The organism is Chimaeribacter sp. YP20170169 (assembly GCF_056739715.1).
In genome coordinates this window covers 603573-619350 of the sequence record NZ_CP176824.1, presented here as the reverse complement: position 1 = coordinate 619350, position 15778 = coordinate 603573, and the positions used below count along the sequence as shown (strand labels likewise).

The 15778-nt window shown below is 52.7% G+C and carries 11 protein-coding genes; all 11 read right to left on the bottom strand.

Annotated elements, in window-relative coordinates; translation table 11 throughout:
• Positions 1-232: 232 nt before the first annotated feature.
• A complete protein-coding gene (locus tag ACK3SD_RS02790; protein WP_481126687.1) occupies positions 233-982 on the bottom strand; it encodes a formylglycine-generating enzyme family protein in 750 nt (249 codons plus the stop codon).
• Entirely contained in the window at positions 982-3294 is a 2313-nt protein-coding gene (locus ACK3SD_RS02785) for a hypothetical protein (RefSeq protein WP_481126686.1), read from the bottom strand. Before ACK3SD_RS02785 ends, ACK3SD_RS02790 begins: the two co-directional genes overlap by 1 nt.
• 14 nt (positions 3295-3308) lie before the next feature.
• Positions 3309-5840, bottom strand: a complete 2532-nt coding sequence (locus ACK3SD_RS02780; protein WP_481126685.1) for a type VI secretion system Vgr family protein — start codon at positions 5838-5840, stop codon at positions 3309-3311.
• Between the two features lie 303 nt (positions 5841-6143).
• Complete coding sequence (locus tag ACK3SD_RS02775; protein ID WP_481126684.1) at positions 6144-6611, bottom strand: putative T6SS immunity periplasmic lipoprotein; 468 nt, start codon at positions 6609-6611, stop codon at positions 6144-6146.
• Positions 6605-7162 (bottom strand): type IV secretion protein Rhs, encoded by a 558-nt coding sequence (locus ACK3SD_RS02770; RefSeq protein ID WP_481126683.1) that lies wholly within the window; start codon positions 7160-7162, stop codon positions 6605-6607. Before ACK3SD_RS02770 ends, ACK3SD_RS02775 begins: the two co-directional genes overlap by 7 nt.
• Positions 7155-9794 carry a type VI secretion system ATPase TssH gene (gene tssH, locus ACK3SD_RS02765; RefSeq protein ID WP_481126682.1) on the bottom strand — a complete coding sequence of 880 codons (2640 nt, stop codon included), beginning with the start codon at positions 9792-9794 and terminating at the stop codon, positions 7155-7157. The genes ACK3SD_RS02770 and tssH overlap by 8 nt, the downstream gene beginning before the upstream one ends.
• Before the next feature lie 182 nt (positions 9795-9976).
• Positions 9977-10468, bottom strand: coding sequence for a type VI secretion system effector Hcp (gene hcp, locus ACK3SD_RS02760; protein ID WP_481126971.1), 492 nt, complete (start codon positions 10466-10468; stop codon positions 9977-9979).
• Between the two features lie 4 nt (positions 10469-10472).
• Positions 10473-12197, bottom strand: coding sequence for an OmpA family protein (locus tag ACK3SD_RS02755; protein WP_481126681.1), 1725 nt, complete (start codon positions 12195-12197; stop codon positions 10473-10475).
• Positions 12198-12200: 3 nt separating this feature from the next.
• Positions 12201-12854 carry a type VI secretion system protein TssL, short form gene (gene tssL / locus ACK3SD_RS02750; protein WP_481126680.1) on the bottom strand — a complete coding sequence of 218 codons (654 nt, stop codon included), beginning with the start codon at positions 12852-12854 and terminating at the stop codon, positions 12201-12203.
• Positions 12851-14188 carry a type VI secretion system baseplate subunit TssK gene (gene tssK, locus ACK3SD_RS02745; protein ID WP_481126679.1) on the bottom strand — a complete coding sequence of 446 codons (1338 nt, stop codon included), beginning with the start codon at positions 14186-14188 and terminating at the stop codon, positions 12851-12853. The genes tssL and tssK overlap by 4 nt, the downstream gene beginning before the upstream one ends.
• Before the next feature lie 18 nt (positions 14189-14206).
• Positions 14207-15754, bottom strand: coding sequence for a type VI secretion system contractile sheath large subunit (gene tssC / locus ACK3SD_RS02740; protein WP_481126678.1), 1548 nt, complete (start codon positions 15752-15754; stop codon positions 14207-14209).
• Positions 15755-15778: the final 24 nt, after the last annotated feature.

The following is a 15778-nucleotide window of genomic DNA, read 5'->3' as shown; positions in this document are numbered from 1 at the left end:
TATATTATCTGCTTCATTTTATAGGCTCAGAGGAATTAACCACACATCGCACCGTGGTTCCATCAGGGAAATCATTATCCGGAATATTATAACCACGGAAAAATGTCAGGCCGACATCCCCTGTAGGGTCAGGATGATTTCCTCCGCGCCGAACCTTCCAGTACTGTCCGGTATCTTCATCTTTAACAACTGGTTTTTCTGGACCTTGTGGATCTCTTTTTGACGAATATTTCTAGTAATTAGGATCATACCAATCCTTTACCCATTCATAGCCATTATCGGCCATGCCATACAGCCCAGAAAGTGTTGGAGGATATTTGTCTACAGACAAAAGAGCCAAAGAACCATTTATTCCATAAAGTTCCTCAACCTTGTATCGATCTTCATCTGTAGCATAGTTTTCACCATATCCGTTTTTATCCTCTCGCCAAACACCGTTATCAGTAGCAACCAAAATATATTTACCTCGACTGCGAGCAGCGTATTCCCACTGAGCTTCAGTTGGAAGAGAAAATGGCAACCCGGTTTCTTTTTTTAACCAAGCGCAATAATTATCTGCCTCAGTCCAAGTTACAACTGCGGGACTTTTTTTGAAATAAGTCATCTTTAAAAGCATTTCGTTCATCGACTTATCGCTAGAATACTGCCTCGGTAAACCTGCTATTTTAAGATAAAAATTGTAGTCTTCATGTGTAGTTTTAAATTTACTGATCGAATAATTGCTGAGTTCAACCTCATGAAGAGGTTTGGTATCTTTCTCAGGGGAACAGTAAGGGCCACCCTCTCTCATTTTCTTGCAAAAATCGCCCATCCAGAAGGTACCACCTTTGACGTAAACCAAATCAGACTTAATGCGGCTTAGATAGTTATTGAGTTCTTCCTGTTCTTGAGGTGCATGCTTTGGTGAACTTGCAGAATTATCACAACCGTTGGCAAAAAAAATCAGTATGAGACAATAGTTATAAAGATTAGACTTAGACATTATTCATTCCCTTCCCATTTTTGCTTATATTGTGTACCTACAGGTACAAAATGACATAGTGAGGTGTAAAACGGATTATCATCACAATGTAAAAAGTACTGCTTCGAGCAGTTAGGGGAAAAAGCATAGCCGTAGGCAGGATTATTTTTTAGACGATTTAGGACTTCATCAAAATCTCTCATATTTAACTTATCAATGATAGCTTCAAGTTCTTTATCCCGGTTAATCCCTATTTGTAAAAATGTAGTCAAATTCTCCTGAGCCAGCTTGACCATGGCATCTTCATTACCCGAAACGACTGTTCCTTCCTTTGTAATACGAGTCAAAACCTTTCTCCATTCCCGCTTAGTCTGAATACTGGATAAAATGTATAATACAGCAGTCTTTCTATTTTTATTGGTATCTGGTAAAAAACCATCACCCTGATTATTAATATCTACTCGATCATAAGCACCGTCTCCCGTAAGGATATAAAGCGCAATACCCTTTGCCTCTGGTGAAAAAAGATAAATACTTCCGGGATCTGCATTGATTATATCTGCAAAATTATTACGCTTAGTCGATTCTGTCTTTGCATCAATTACTTCATTTGATACTTTATCAACAAATCGGACAAAATCTCGTGCAACATTAGCGAATTCCGAGTGCATTTTATTATAATAAGTTTCGTAGATACTTTTCCCGCCCATAACCAGCATATAAGACAATGCTAAAAAGGCATCTTTCGTGATAATAGATAAGTGTTTATAATCAATACCATATAACTGATAGATTATCCACACGGCAAATTCCGGGAATAATTCAGGGGTAATTTCACCTTCAACCTCGCCTTTCGCGCCTGCTCCCAGACACAAACTACCTTTAATATTGAATCTGAACTTTCCTTTTACGAACCGGACTCTAAATTCACCGCTTAAGCCAATACCTAGCTCTGCATCGCCCCCCAACGTCAACGAGGCAAAATCCTGAAACTCCCCCAGGTGCGATTCTTTTTTCTTCTCGGACTGACTAACAGAGGGAAGAATTTGCTGTAATGCAGGAGAATCCAGACCAAAGGTGTGTAGTATGTTTGGCAGTTCATCCACAAGTGAATCAAAGGGTTTTAGCCACTGTAATGCTCCCCCCAGGCTGCCACCGACTTTTGCCCCGCCAAAGGCTTCCCCTTTCAGCTCCAGCCCTTTTGGATTCTCTTTGCTGTCTTTGATGGTTGCGCCTTCTTTTTTCCGGGCAGAGAAGCGTGAACCCGGTGTACGGTTTCCCATCAACAGTTGCTTATTGCCGTACGTAACAAACTGCAGGTTGCCTTCCGCCTGCGCTGAGGCCCCGACATAGCCAGTCAACTCCCCGTCAATCTTTGCCCGCAGAATCCCAATGTTCGCTTCTTTAGTATTATTGACCATAAATTTAAGTTCCCAGCCGACCCGATCCGGAACATAAATTGTTGAATTAACTTTACCGCAAAAAATAGCTAAATCCGCTTTCGCTTCCCCTTTTATATGGACCTCACCCGTATCCGGATCCCATGTATTCAGCGTGGAGGCATTGGCAGTAAGTCGCAGAAACTGTGCTCCGGCAGAAACATCAATATAACTACCTTCTTTGCTGTATCCTTTATATTGATTGTTCCATGCATCAGCCCAGTCAGTCAGCGTAGTTTCATAGCTAATATCAGCACTGACGGACATGGTATTATCCATCATCTGCTTGATAACGTTTTGTGCAGAAGCTAACTTGGTTTTTAACGCACTGATATTAATTTCGGTAATATTTCCCTGCTCATCCTTAGTAAAAATCGCATCGCCGCTAAACGTATCAACCGAAATAATAGTAAATTTGCTTTTTAAGGCATCGTAATCTGACTGTTTTATATAAGAATAGCAACGGCCATAAATTCCTTTACTTAAGGGCTGAATAGGGATCAACTCTACTACAGGCTTATAGCCTGCCTGCTCATTAAATTCACCTAATTCAGTCTGGAGATCTTTGGTTGCTTTGTCGAGAACCGCTTCCGCAGTGATTATTTTATCCTCATACTCAGGCAACTTATCTTTATTCGCAATATCTTTGAGGTTCTTGCCGTAATTCTCTATCGCTTGCGAGTAATCAGTTTTTTCCTTATGTTGTTTATCTATTAACTCACTAAGCTTGCTCATTACCTTTTCAAGCTCAGCGGCATCAACTTCATCAACAAAAACCAGCTCCAGGGTTTCTATTCTGAAATAACACTGACATGATTTATGCAGAACCACTTTAACATTTGATTCTACTTTACTCAGCGAATGTTTCGCAGCAGGTGCTCCTTGCTCACTCATCATTTCCTCCCTGATTATTCAAAAAATAATTTGATTGCTTTGGGATCCAAACCATAATGGCTCTCAGTACAGCCATTCTCATCCGTGACACCACGAATAACCTGCCCATCCTCTGTTTCAATTCGATAAGGAATATATGGCTTAGGTTGACCGCTGGCCTGATCCTGTATCTGGAATCCACCATTCATCGAGTTATGGAACTCAGGATCGCTCACCGACATGGGAGAAAGAGCCTGTTCAAGCGACGCACTTCCTCCCCATAAAATATTTGCACTTTTCAGATCTATTTTTCCAGGAGCCCCAATTTCTACTGAACCATCTTTAATCTTTATATAGGCGCCGCCTTTGCTGGTCAGCGTAATCCCCTGTGCGGCATTCAGCACTACCTCACCATTAACACTGTTAATGTTCATTATCTTGTCTGACTGTAATCGCATGGCATCTGTTTGCGCCTGAATATCCACTTTTCCTCTGGCGGCAAATATCGACATTCCCATCCGCTGAGCAAACAGACTAATAGCCTCTCCCGCCGCAAGGGTAAACTTTTTCATTATGCCCATATCCACATTCTCTCCCGCTGTGGTGGTTAGCGTATGACCCGCAGAGAGTTGGATATTTTTAGGCGTCACAAGACCGATCCCCGCGGGTGCAGAAGCCAATAACCCTGCTTCTTTCAGTTGAGCCAGAGCATTACCAAGCTGTTGTTGAGAACCCGTATCCGCTTCCATTGCTCCTGATGCACTCGAACTTTGCGCCAGTGAGGTCACCAGCTGGAGCGCTCCTTGCAGCTGGGCAATAGCAGCATTCATATCCAGCATTTGGCCCTGGGCTTTAGGCTGGTTGTCGGCACTGATGAAAATCCCCTTACCGCCCCGAATACTCACCCAATCATCAGTTCGTAATTCAGCCCCTTCACCGCGCAATGCTCTGGAGGCATTGACGTTGTGGCCTAAATTGAGTTGGGTTTTGCCGCCATACTCCGTACTGAGCTTAATGTGCTCTTCGCCGCGCTTATCCTCCATCCGCAACTTGTTCAGGCCAGCTGTTCGAATGACGTTGCGCGTGCTGTTGGCCTCCGTAACGTGGTCAACGTGGCGCGAGTCATGTAGCGCGTGCGCAATATACGGCCTGTCTGGGTCACCTTCATGGAAGGCAATGGCGACTTCAGTGCCCTGTATCAGCGGGAAGTGAAAGCCGTATTTATCACCACCGTAAGGCTTGGCAAAGCGCACCGGCATGCTTTCCATGCCCTGGCGTTTATCGTCGCGGTCGGCATCAAACTTCACCCGGTACATGCCTGATGCATCCTGCCAGGCGTAGATATCGTTATCTTTGGCGCTGGTCACGCGTGCCGTCAGGGTGCCACTGACCACCGGGCGCTTTTTAGCTGCAGGACGCCAGCAGCGGTTCTCGTAGTACGGCATCCCCTCCCACATGACGATCAGGGCATCTTTGCGACTCGCTATATAGCCCGTGCGGGTAACGATAATGCCGTTGTACGTTTCTGATGGTAGTGTCGGCGGTACTACACGTTCACTGATAGTCAGCACCTGAGCCGGAGAAAGCAGGGCATCATTACTGCAGCCGCTGATAGTCGTCTGTCCTGACAGAAAACGCTCGTGTTCAAGACGCGCCCAGAAGTTGCCGGTTTCTGCCATCGGCGTAATTTTGTCGCCACGTTCAAGATGACGTGGCAGGTAGTGATAAACCTCACCGTAGGTCACACCGTCACCGTCGCCACGGGTCATGTCCGCCGGTACAGAGGTCAGGACATTCTGGGCTTCGCGGTGATTGTAATCACTGGCGATAACAGCGCGCTCAACCACGTTCTGTCGGACGTTAATCCCCCATACCGAGTCAGCAGCATTGTCACTCATCCCTGATGGGCTGCTGAGTGGCAGCGATTTACCAAACGTCCATGCGCTCTGCTTGTCTGCGAAATGCACCATTTCGGTCTGGGTGTCGGGTTGCAGGGTGAAGAAGTAGAAAATCCCCACTTCGGCCAGCAGACGCTCAATGAATGCGAGGTCATTTTCTTTATACTGGTTAATCTGTTCACGCTTGGGATAGTCGGCTTTGAGGTTGAACTCATACTCCCAGCCTTTCAGACCATGCTCCTGCAATACTTCAGCGACGACTTCCGGTACCGACTTATTGACAAAAAAGCGGTGGGTACGGAATTGCTTGCGCAGCAAGGACAGGAACGGCTCAATAATAATCTGGTACGTCGCCTGGTCACGTGAGCCACTGATACGCTTAAAATGCGTCACCACACCATGCACCACTTTCTGCCCGGTCAGCCCCATCAGTGCCCCGGTTCCCATGGTCAGTGTGGCTGGCTTGGTCAACAATTGTGCTGAGCTGATATTCTGGTCACTGCTGGTAAAGAGAACGGTATAGTGATAAAGCTCACTCATGAACTCCTTACCACTAAATTCTTCCACATCCAGCGAGGCTGTACAGGACGGAATATCCAGGCGGTAGCGGTTTAGCCCGCCTTCAGTTAGCGCAGACAGGGTGTTCTTCAGCATATCTGTCAGACTCATGATTTTGACTCCATGGGATAACCTGCTGTCCATGACTTTCTTGCCGACAGGCAAGTAACAGGTTTAATCAGGGGTACTCGGCGAGTACGAAAAAGGGTGATTGCGACTCTAGCCCCGACAGCGCACATGAGGGCTTTTACCAGCAATACGGTCATGTCAAAGTTGTCCATCGCATATTCCCCATCACCGCTGATGGGAATAAAACGCTTAACAAACGTGTAAATAAAAACATCAGGAAGAAACAGCATCCCTATTACAACCAAAGCAATAAAAAAATTATTTTCACCGCCTTAGCTTAGCGTACTACTCGGAAACTCGAATTGATCCATAAGGCCTTGCGAATTCGCGATCTGTCAAAGGAAAATTATACACTTGATTATTATTAACGCCGACGCCAACGACAAAACTTCTCGCCTCTTTATTATCAAGTGTTGGATGTAGCACAAACTCAACAATATATTTATTACCATTTTCAAAATGGTAATAAGATGGAGGAATACACAACTCACCTTCAATAACCTTAAGGCCAGGAGAAAAATCAAAGTCCTTTTCCTTTGAAGGTGTTCCTCGGAGATTGATCCCCATATCTACTGGCTGATAGTCTTGTGCATTATCAATATTTACGCAAATATCATCACCCTTTCTGCTCACCTTTGCAGTTTCATCAAAGCGCATTCTGTCACCAGGCCCAGGACACCCCGTCAGGGTTGAAAGACAAAAAAACGATAACAACAGAGAATTAAGCTTAATAAAATAGTTACGTCTCACCATGGAAAGCCCCTCAAAGCATTTTTATATCCCTCACGTATCACCGACTCAGAAGTATCCCCATCGAGGGTAATATCGGGATATCTTTTATTTTCGAGGTGACTCCAGATTTCATAACCAAATTTTTGCAAAACAAAATCATCAGCAATAATCTGCGCCTGTTGCTCCATTGGATAATCACTCAACAGACGACCATCAAGCGTGTAGCGATAGCTGACCCACCAACTCGCCAGACCTCTACCGATGACGTTCATTCCCCTGGCACGTTGCCAGATATGGCTCATCTCATGAATGAAGAGATGCTGAAGGTCATCCAGCGTCTGAGAAAAGTCATCTCTGTATAATCTGGTACGAAAATACAGCTCACCATTTGGGGTCATCGCCGTGTCTTCATTTTGCAGATTAAAAGGGAGATAACTCTCCCTGTGGATCCATACTTTCGAATAATCAATAGTGGATAGAAAAACAGAGTGTGCCAGTTGTATCTCACCGGCCGTAAGTGGTCTGACACCACCTTCTTTAATTCTGAACTGATCCTGAGTTTCTTCAGCCATGTTTAAACTCCAGCACAATCCCTTCTTCGTCATGCCAGCCGAGCGTCAGAGAGTGTGGTTTCTGTTTCGCCTTCATGTGGGTCAGCAGTTGCTGGCTCAGCACTGGCAGAATTTGTTGATTGAGCAGGCTGTCGATGTTGCGTGCGCCGGTGTCCGGCAGCAGACAGGCGGCGGTCAGCGCGTCATACAGACTTTCTTCGATTTCGGTGGTCAGTCCATAGTGGCGATGCAGGCGCTGGCTCACCTGCGACAGCTTCATCTCCACGATGGTACGCATCGCAGCTTCTGCCAGCGGGCGGTAAATCACGGTCTGGAAGCGGGCCAGCAGCACCGGCTGGAAGTGGTCGCGCAGTATCGGGCGCAGCAGCTCGTGCAGGTCGCCTTCGCTGGCGTCCGGCTGTTCGTCCAGCAGTTGCATTAAGTGGTCGCTGCCGAGGTTGGAGGTCATGAGGATAACGGTATTGCGAAAGTCGATTTCGCGCCCTTCGCCGTCGCGCATGAAGCCGCGGTCGAAGACCTGATAAAACAGGTTCATCACGTCACGGTGTGCCTTTTCCACCTCATCGAGCAGCACCACGGTGTATGGGCGCTTGCGTACCGCCTCGGTGAGAATACCGCCCTGACCGTAACCCACATAGCCCGGAGGCGAACCTTTCAGCTGGGAAACGGTGTGCGGCTCCTGGTATTCCGACAGGTTGATGGTGATGAGCGATTTTTCGCCGCCGTACAGCACATCGGCCAGCGCCAGCGCGGTTTCGGTTTTACCGACGCCGCTCGGGCCAACCAGCAGGAACACGCCCTGTGGGCCATTCTCTGACGTCAGCCCGGTTTTCGCCGCACGCAGGCGCCGGGCGATGGCCTCAAGCGCTACATCCTGGCCCACCACACGTTTACCGATTTCGTTTTCGAGTGTCAGCAGTTCGGTCTGTTCATCTTTCATCAGGGAAGAGAGCGGCACGCCTGTCCAGTCGGCTATCACGTTGGCGACGGTACGCACGTCCACCTCCACCGACAGCAGCGGGTTGCTGTGCTGCATACCGTTGAGCGCCTGTTGCAGCTTATGGGTCTCACTCTGGCGGGAGATGTCCTGGCGGCTTTCCAGTAGCTGTTCGGTGAGTTGCAGCTCCTGACCGTACTGGGTTTCCAGTTCATCGAGTGCAACGATAAGGTCGTTTTCTTCCTGCTCGATGGCGGTCAGGCGCTCGCCGTGGCTCTGATTGCCGACGGCGATATCTTCCAGCAGTGCCTGCTTCTCCATTTCAAGCGAGGTAATCTGCGAACGGATGCGGGTCAGCTGTTCCGGCACGGTGTCGAGACTCATACGGACGCGTGCCGCAGCGGTATCTAGCAAATCAACGGCCTTGTCCGGCAGCTGGCGGCCGGTCAGGTAGCGACGGGAAAGCGTGACGGCCGCCCGCACAGCATCGTCAGTGATGTGCACATGATGGTGTTCGGCGTAGCGGGATTTGAGGCCGCGCAGCATCAGGCAGGCCGTGTCGTCGTCCGGCTCGTCCACCAACACCCGCTGGAAGCGGCGCTCCAGGGCAGCATCGCGCTCAAAATACTGTTTGTATTCAGACCAGGTGGTGGCGGCGATGGTGCGCAGTTCGCCGCGCGCCAGTGCCGGCTTCAGCAGGTTGGCCGCATCCGCGCCGCCTGCCTGGTTGCCCGCACCGATGATGGTGTGGGCTTCGTCGATAAACAGCAAAATCGGAACCGGCGACTGCTGCACCGCGTCGATGACGTTTTTCAGGCGCTGTTCAAATTCCCCTTTCACGCCCGCGCCCGCCTGTAACAGACCGAGGTCAAGGGTGCGCAGGATGACGGGTTTGAGCGATTCAGGAACGTTGCCCTCTGCAATACGCAGCGCCAGGCCTTCAACCAGCGCGGTTTTACCGACACCCGGTTCACCGACCAAGATTGGGTTGTTCTTGCGACGACGCGAGAGAATATCCACCATCTGGCGGATTTCAGTATCACGGCCAAATACCGGGTCAATCTTGCCCTCTTTCGCTTTGGCGGTGACGTCGAGGGTGAATTTATCCAGCGCATTCTGCAGCGCCGGATTCAGCTCCCCCTCTTTCAGTTCTGCACCGGCAGGACGGCCGACAAACTCCACGTCACCGCCGTGGCTCTGCGCCAGCTCTGCTTCCTGCTGCATCTCCGGACGCTCGTCCGACTGCGCATCGAGCAGCGGACGCAGGCGTTCCAGCTGACTCTGACCGAGCGTCAGCAGCGGCCACAGCCCATCGCAGCGCACCAGGCTCTGCTTTTCCACCAGGGCCATCAACAGATGCTGGCTTCGGATTTGCGCTTCACCGTTAAGCGAGACAATCAACCACGCCTCCTGCATCAGGGTCTGAATGGCGCCTGACAGTTGGGGGCGGTGGCGTACTGAGCGCGGCTGTTTGTCCAGCCAGCCCAGCAAATCCTGCCAGATGCTGTCCATATCCCACTCGTAGCGACACGCCAGCACGGTCAGGTCACCTTCCCCCTGCTCCAGCAGTGTCAGCAGCCAGTGCTCAGGTAGAATTTCTGCGTGGGCACGGGTCTGACACAGAGAGGCCGCCCCTTCCATTGCGCGAGCACAGTAAGGGTTGAGGCGGCGTAACAGGATGGCTGGGTTTTCCATGTCTCGAAGTTCTCTCTGTTCGGTTGATTCAGGGCACGCTACCGCCCTTCGCTGTTTCCTGTTCATCAGGAACCCAAAGCGCATCAGGTCAGGCAGGCAGATTGTGTGATTCTTTGCTGAATGCCCGCGTCTGGCAGGCGCTCAGCAAAAACTGCGGACAGGTTTCCCCGTCCGCATCAGGCTTACGCGGTGGCGCGTTCGTTCCAGGAGTCGGAATGAATGATGTTGCCGTCTTTGTAGGTCCAGGTGATTTTTTCGTAACGCAGTTCAATCTGCTCCAGATGGTTGTGCTTGTCGTAAGCAGGATCCTTAACGTCATGCATTAATGGATTCACTTTCACCACCTTCACATTCTCGAGTCTGGTGTTGAAGTATTCGACTTCCTGACCGGCGTCATTGATTTTGTACCACTTGAACTCTGCTGATTTCAGGGTCTGGCCGGTGGTCACTGCCTTGTACAGATACGGGCTGGAGGAGTCGATTTCCTTGGTGAACATAAACGGCGTGTGGATACGGGTTCCGGTCAGCTTGCCGGTGTTGTTGTCAGTCGGGATGTACAGGGTATGCTGCTGAGCGACAACCTCGATGCTGCCATCACGATCCTGAACGTCCACAGACCCTTTGATGTCCGCGCCGCCGTCGTCTTTCAGCCAAAGATAAACAGGGATTGCCATGAAATTACTCTCGATGGTGTTGTGATGCGCCATCATCCTGCGATGGCGCCTGGGTGTGGCCCGGTATCTGACAGGCATTCGCCTGCGGTACCAGACTGATTTCGACACGGCGGTTGAGCGCGCGCCCATCCGGCGTGTCATTGGTTGCAATCGGACGGCTTGCGCCATAGCCCTGCACCGCAAAACAGCTTTCCGGCACGTCACCGGTGTCACGCATCCAGTCGCGTACCGCTGCGGCACGCTCGAGCGACAGCGTCTGGTTCAGCTGTGCATTACCGGTGTTATCGGTGTGACCCGCGACCACAATCAGCCAGCCCGGTTTCGCCTTAATACCGACCAGCGAATTGACCAGCATTTTGGTGGAGCCGGTTTTCAGTACCGCTTTGCCGGAGTCAAACAGCGACATGCTGTCGAGACGGATGGTTTTCGGGCCCTGGATGATTTTCTTAATGACCGGTGGTAGTGGTGGCGGCGGAGCCCAGTCGCTGACGGCAGCCTCAACGGGCGGCACCAGGCGCAGCCCTTGATACAGGCCCAGGCGATAACGCAGTGGCTCCCCGCGACGCGCCCAGTCGTCCAGCAATGCGCCATCGGCTCTGAGGCGCTGCTGGGCACGCAGTTTCGGGGCAACAGGCTTCCCCGACAGCTGGTGATACAACGCAAGGTGATCGCCCACATTACGTATGAGGCGCTGGTTGTTCATCCAGGAGGCCAACATGGCAAGTGCCAGGAAAATCCCGCCCAGTAATCCGGCATAGCCCCAGAACACCATTCTGCGGCTGACGCCCCGTCGGCGCGGCAGTGCCGGCAGCAGCAGTTCAGGCAGCGGCAGTGGCTCTGTCGTCACAACGGCATCCGGTGGCAGCGACGTCACCGTAGTGATGTACTGTTGCCAGAGATTGCCCTCGATACCGCTCACCGGCACCCTGCACATGCCCTGTACACAGGGTTTCATCACCGGCAGCTCACCCTGGCGTACCGACAGCAGGTCATTGACTGCGCTGTTCTGCCAGGTAAGCAGGCTGTCCAGCCACAGTCCCTGACTCAGACGCGAAAGACGCCCGTCTGAACCACTCTCCCGGGTCCACTCTGTCAGTGACATATTGCCCTGACCGGGCTGATACACCTGAATACCGCTTTGCGTGTTAAGCGTGGTAAACCAGACGGGTTCTGCCTCCGCACAGGCCACAGGGGGCGATACCCAGGTCACGGTCCACAGCGGGGGGAGTGTGCCAAATGCCGCACGGCACTGGACGACAGCCCGCTGCCAGCCCCGAAGAGTCTGGGTAAAATCATCGCCAGAGATGTGTTGTTCAGGCACCACCGCCAGCATGACAGAGATTTGCGACACCAGGGCCGGGCGCACCAGGCTCAGGTGCTGTGCCAGGAGTGGCAGTTGTTCCGCATCTTTCACCCACAGATACCAGCCCTGCCGGGTTTCCCGGTGACGGGAACCGGACACAAACAGCGGGGCGTTGTCGCCACAGACGAGGATCACCGCGCCCTGAAAATCTTCCGGCGGCAGGTTTTCATCCACAATTTCCCGGACAGCGGTCGCCTGCGCCTGCGAGGCCCGACGCTGACGCCAGAACATCGCCCCGGACACCAGAACAACCAGCAGGCTGAGTGCCACACGGCTGCCCGTGGACAGTGGCCAGAATCCCAGAATGAGCCACAGCGCCAGTACGGCACCCAGGGCAGTTAACAGACTTCGGTACGCATCCCGCATCGTTTACCCCGGCATGACGGTCTGGCTTACCAGCTCGGTAAGCGAAGACGACAGGAAGAACCAGAGCGCTACCAGGGCGACAGCGGCCACAACCCAGCTCAGCCAGTACCAGCGACGACCGCTGCGCAGGCGTGATGCGCGGGCAACAAGGGGGGCGTCCTGGGCAAGCGTGAAGGCCGGCACCCGTTCCGCAAGCGCGCGAACGATATCTTCCCGGCGCTCATCATCCTGGGCACGATACTGACCGACGAACCCCAGCTGCAGGGTTCGGTACATGCAGGTCAGGACGGCGGCGTCAGGAGCGGTTTCTTTCAACAGGTTGCGGATCCGTTCCCACAGCTCCTCACCGGCATTGAGGGTGCCAAAGAAGTGCGCCTGAAGCGGGTCACGGCGCCAGGTCAGGTAACCATCATCGGTGGTTCCCCGGTTCATCACGCTCTCATCAAGCAGTGCACACAGGGCGTACACCATATGGTCACGGCCAATGTTGCTGTAACCTGCCTCTGTGAGCGCCGATTTTGCCTCCTGCACCAGACGGCAGGCCCGACGATAGAGCCCTTCCCCGTCCCGGACTTCCTGTCCGCCACGTAGCTGGCTGACCATCAGCCAGCCCGGGTAGAAAATGCGTTCTATCTGGCTGAGTTCGGATTTATTCATGAGCGCAGCACCGCAAAGAGTTCAAGATTCACATCCCCCAGTGAGCGCGGGGTATAGAAGGTGCAGTTCCCCATCTCAAGCATTGCGCGCGCCGCCTCAGTACTCAGATCCAGCGAGAAATACTGGTTCTCAAGGCGTAACGGGATAGCGGCCGGCACATGGGTCAGCGGCTTGATAACCATGCCGCTCAGCGCCACATTCACCACATCGGACACATCATCAAGGCTGCCCGCTTTACACAGCTGCGGGAATTTCGTCTGAAGTTCATGGTTCGGCATGGAGGAGCGTACGGAGAGATAGAAGTCCGCCCCTTCGCGCAGGCGCGCATCATGCAGAACCCCTTTCCAGATCTGGTCCTGATGCTCTAGGTGGATACTCACCACCCGCGACGGCAGGCTCGCTTCCAGCAGCTTATCGAGCAGTGCCAGCAGCGGCGGGAATACCCGCTCCGGTGCATCGTGCTGGTAAGCCGGAATATCGCCGGCGTCGTGCTCCAGTGAGAAGGTCAGCAGACTCCCGGCCAGACGGGTCAGCTCGCGGTACAGCAGTTCCGGGTGACGATCCGGCGTCTGTAACAGTTCCGTCAGCACCGGCTCGGCGCTGTTCAGGGCATTGAGCAGCCAGAACAGGGAGACATCCGCGACCGCAAAGTCGGCCATCCGCTCATTACTTTCACGGCGCATGGCCATCAGGCGACGGCGACGGGCCTGCAGACGGATCAGCAGGTCACCCAGTTCGGTGGCAAGCCACGGACTGGCGGCAACAGACAGCATTGGCGGGATAAAGGCCGGATCACGGCTCCACTGCCCCTGCGCATTACGCACCAGGCGGGTGACCGAACAGGTCAGGTATGCCGTGTTTTCCTGGCTGGACAGACGCAGGGTCAGCGCATTCCGCAGAACGGCGAGCTCCCCGCTTTCGTGACCGGCCAGTTCCTGTACCACTAGGCGTTCCGATTTCCAGCGACGCGGGCGCTCACTGTCCTGACCGTTATCAAGGTTGCCACCACTTGCACTCAGCAGCGGCAGCGCGACAACCACGTCAACAGCTTCGCTGCCGGCGGCAACAGACAAATCACAGACTGGAGGAAGCGTGTCAGCCAGATCGGTATCCACAAGGGTACCGTCCTGAAAGCGCACCACCAGACGGGTGGCGTTCAGGCGCGAGAGCGCCAGTGCTGCATCGTCAAATTCTGCCGCCACCACGCCCCAGGGATAAGAAACCCCCATCCGGGCGACCATGTCGGCAACGTGTTCATTCCAGCGAGCCTGCTGCTGGAATTGTTGGGGGGCCAGAGCGGCCCCATCCTCCCAAAGTGGGCGGTAAATTTTCATCCCTGATCTCCCCTCGCTTTACGACTTGGCTTTTGGCATCTGGGAAACCAGTGACAGGTTGACGTCCATCCCTTCCACCTGGAAGTGCGGCACCGCATAGAGTTTCACGCGGAAGAAGCCCGGGTTGTCTTCAATGTCTTCCACCACCACTTTCGCATCGCGCAGCGGGTGGGAAGCCTGCAGCTCGTCGCCTGGATCGGTCATTTCAGTCACCAGCGTGCGCACCCAGGTGTTCAGCTCCAGCTCCAGCAGACGACGGTCTTTGGTTGTGCCGATGTTTTCGCGCTGAATCAGCTTCAGATAATGGGCAATACGCGATAGCAGGAAGATGTACGGCAGACGCGCATTGATACGGCTGTTGGCGGTCGCATCGGCGGTGTCATACAGCGCCGGTTTCTGCGTGGAGTTCGCCGAGAAGAAGCATGCGTAGTCGCGGTTCTTGTAGTACGACAGGGGAATGAAGCCCAGATTGGCGAATTCAAATTCGCGGGTTTCCGGGAGCATCACCTCACTCGGGATCTTCACCTGGTTGCCAGTACCGAGGTCGTACAGATGGATTGGCAGATCCTGGACAGCACCACCGGCCTGCGGGCCACGAATTTGCACACACCAGCCGTTGTTAATGAAGCTGCGAACCATGTTGGATGCGAACGCAAACGAGGCGTTGGTCCACAGGTACTTATCGTGATCCGGGCCTTTGACTTCTTCGACATAGTTGAAGCTGCGTACGGGCACGGTGTCCGGGCCATACGGCAGGCGACCCAGCACGCGCGGCATCACCAGGCCGATATAGCGAGCATCGTCCGTCTCGCGGAAGGATTTCCACTTGATGTACTCAGCGCGGTCAAAGTAGTTACCGATATCCTTGATGGCTGCCACTTCTTCCATTGACTCCTTGAGGAAGAATTTCGGGCCAGCAGAGCCGATAAACGGCATGTGGGCAGCAGCGGAGACTTTAGAAATGTTGCGCAACAGCGCAACATCCTGGGCTGAGGCATCAAATTCATACGCAGAGATGACAGCAGCAATAGGCTCGCCACCCGGGGTGTCATACTCAGAAATGTATGTCTGACGGTATAACCCGCTCTGGATAATTTCCGGGCAGTCTTCGAAGTCCTGACGCAGATCTTCTTTTGACATATCCAGCAACTCAACCTTCACGTTCTGGCGGAAATCGGTTTTGTCGACCAGGGATTTCACGCCGCGCCATAGACTTTCTACCGCCTGAAAGTCCTCATGGTGCATGATGGCATCCAGCTGACGGCTAATCTGGTCGTCCAGCTCAGCGATATGATGGTCAATCAGGTTTTTGTCGAGTTTTTCAACTTTTGAACCCGATTTTGTCAGACACTCCAGAAACACCTGCATCCCCGCCGTTAAACGTTCATCCGCGGTCGCATCCGACATCGCCTGCGCGTCCTGCCAGATATCGAGCGCACTCAGCTCAGAGACCGGGTTCAGGTTGATTTTTTCAAACAGGGACGCATAAACCCCGCCTGCAGCAGGACGTTCCAGCACCACACTCTCGCTACCTGCGGCATTCTCATTTTTTACAGACATCAACATCTTCCTTATTAATCCGTTAAATCA

Coding starts and splice junctions, on each gene's coding strand:
- ACK3SD_RS02790 (WP_481126687.1), bottom strand. CDS start 982: ATGTCTAAGTCTAATCTTTATAACTATTGTCTCATACTGATTTTTTTT.
- ACK3SD_RS02785 (WP_481126686.1), bottom strand. CDS start 3,294: ATGAGTGAGCAAGGAGCACCTGCTGCGAAACATTCGCTGAGTAAAGTA.
- ACK3SD_RS02780 (WP_481126685.1), bottom strand. CDS start 5,840: ATGAGTCTGACAGATATGCTGAAGAACACCCTGTCTGCGCTAACTGAA.
- ACK3SD_RS02775 (WP_481126684.1), bottom strand. CDS start 6,611: ATGGTGAGACGTAACTATTTTATTAAGCTTAATTCTCTGTTGTTATCG.
- ACK3SD_RS02770 (WP_481126683.1), bottom strand. CDS start 7,162: ATGGCTGAAGAAACTCAGGATCAGTTCAGAATTAAAGAAGGTGGTGTC.
- tssH (WP_481126682.1), bottom strand. CDS start 9,794: ATGGAAAACCCAGCCATCCTGTTACGCCGCCTCAACCCTTACTGTGCT.
- hcp (WP_481126971.1), bottom strand. CDS start 10,468: ATGGCAATCCCTGTTTATCTTTGGCTGAAAGACGACGGCGGCGCGGAC.
- ACK3SD_RS02755 (WP_481126681.1), bottom strand. CDS start 12,197: ATGCGGGATGCGTACCGAAGTCTGTTAACTGCCCTGGGTGCCGTACTG.
- tssL (WP_481126680.1), bottom strand. CDS start 12,854: ATGAATAAATCCGAACTCAGCCAGATAGAACGCATTTTCTACCCGGGC.
- tssK (WP_481126679.1), bottom strand. CDS start 14,188: ATGAAAATTTACCGCCCACTTTGGGAGGATGGGGCCGCTCTGGCCCCC.
- tssC (WP_481126678.1), bottom strand. CDS start 15,754: ATGTTGATGTCTGTAAAAAATGAGAATGCCGCAGGTAGCGAGAGTGTG.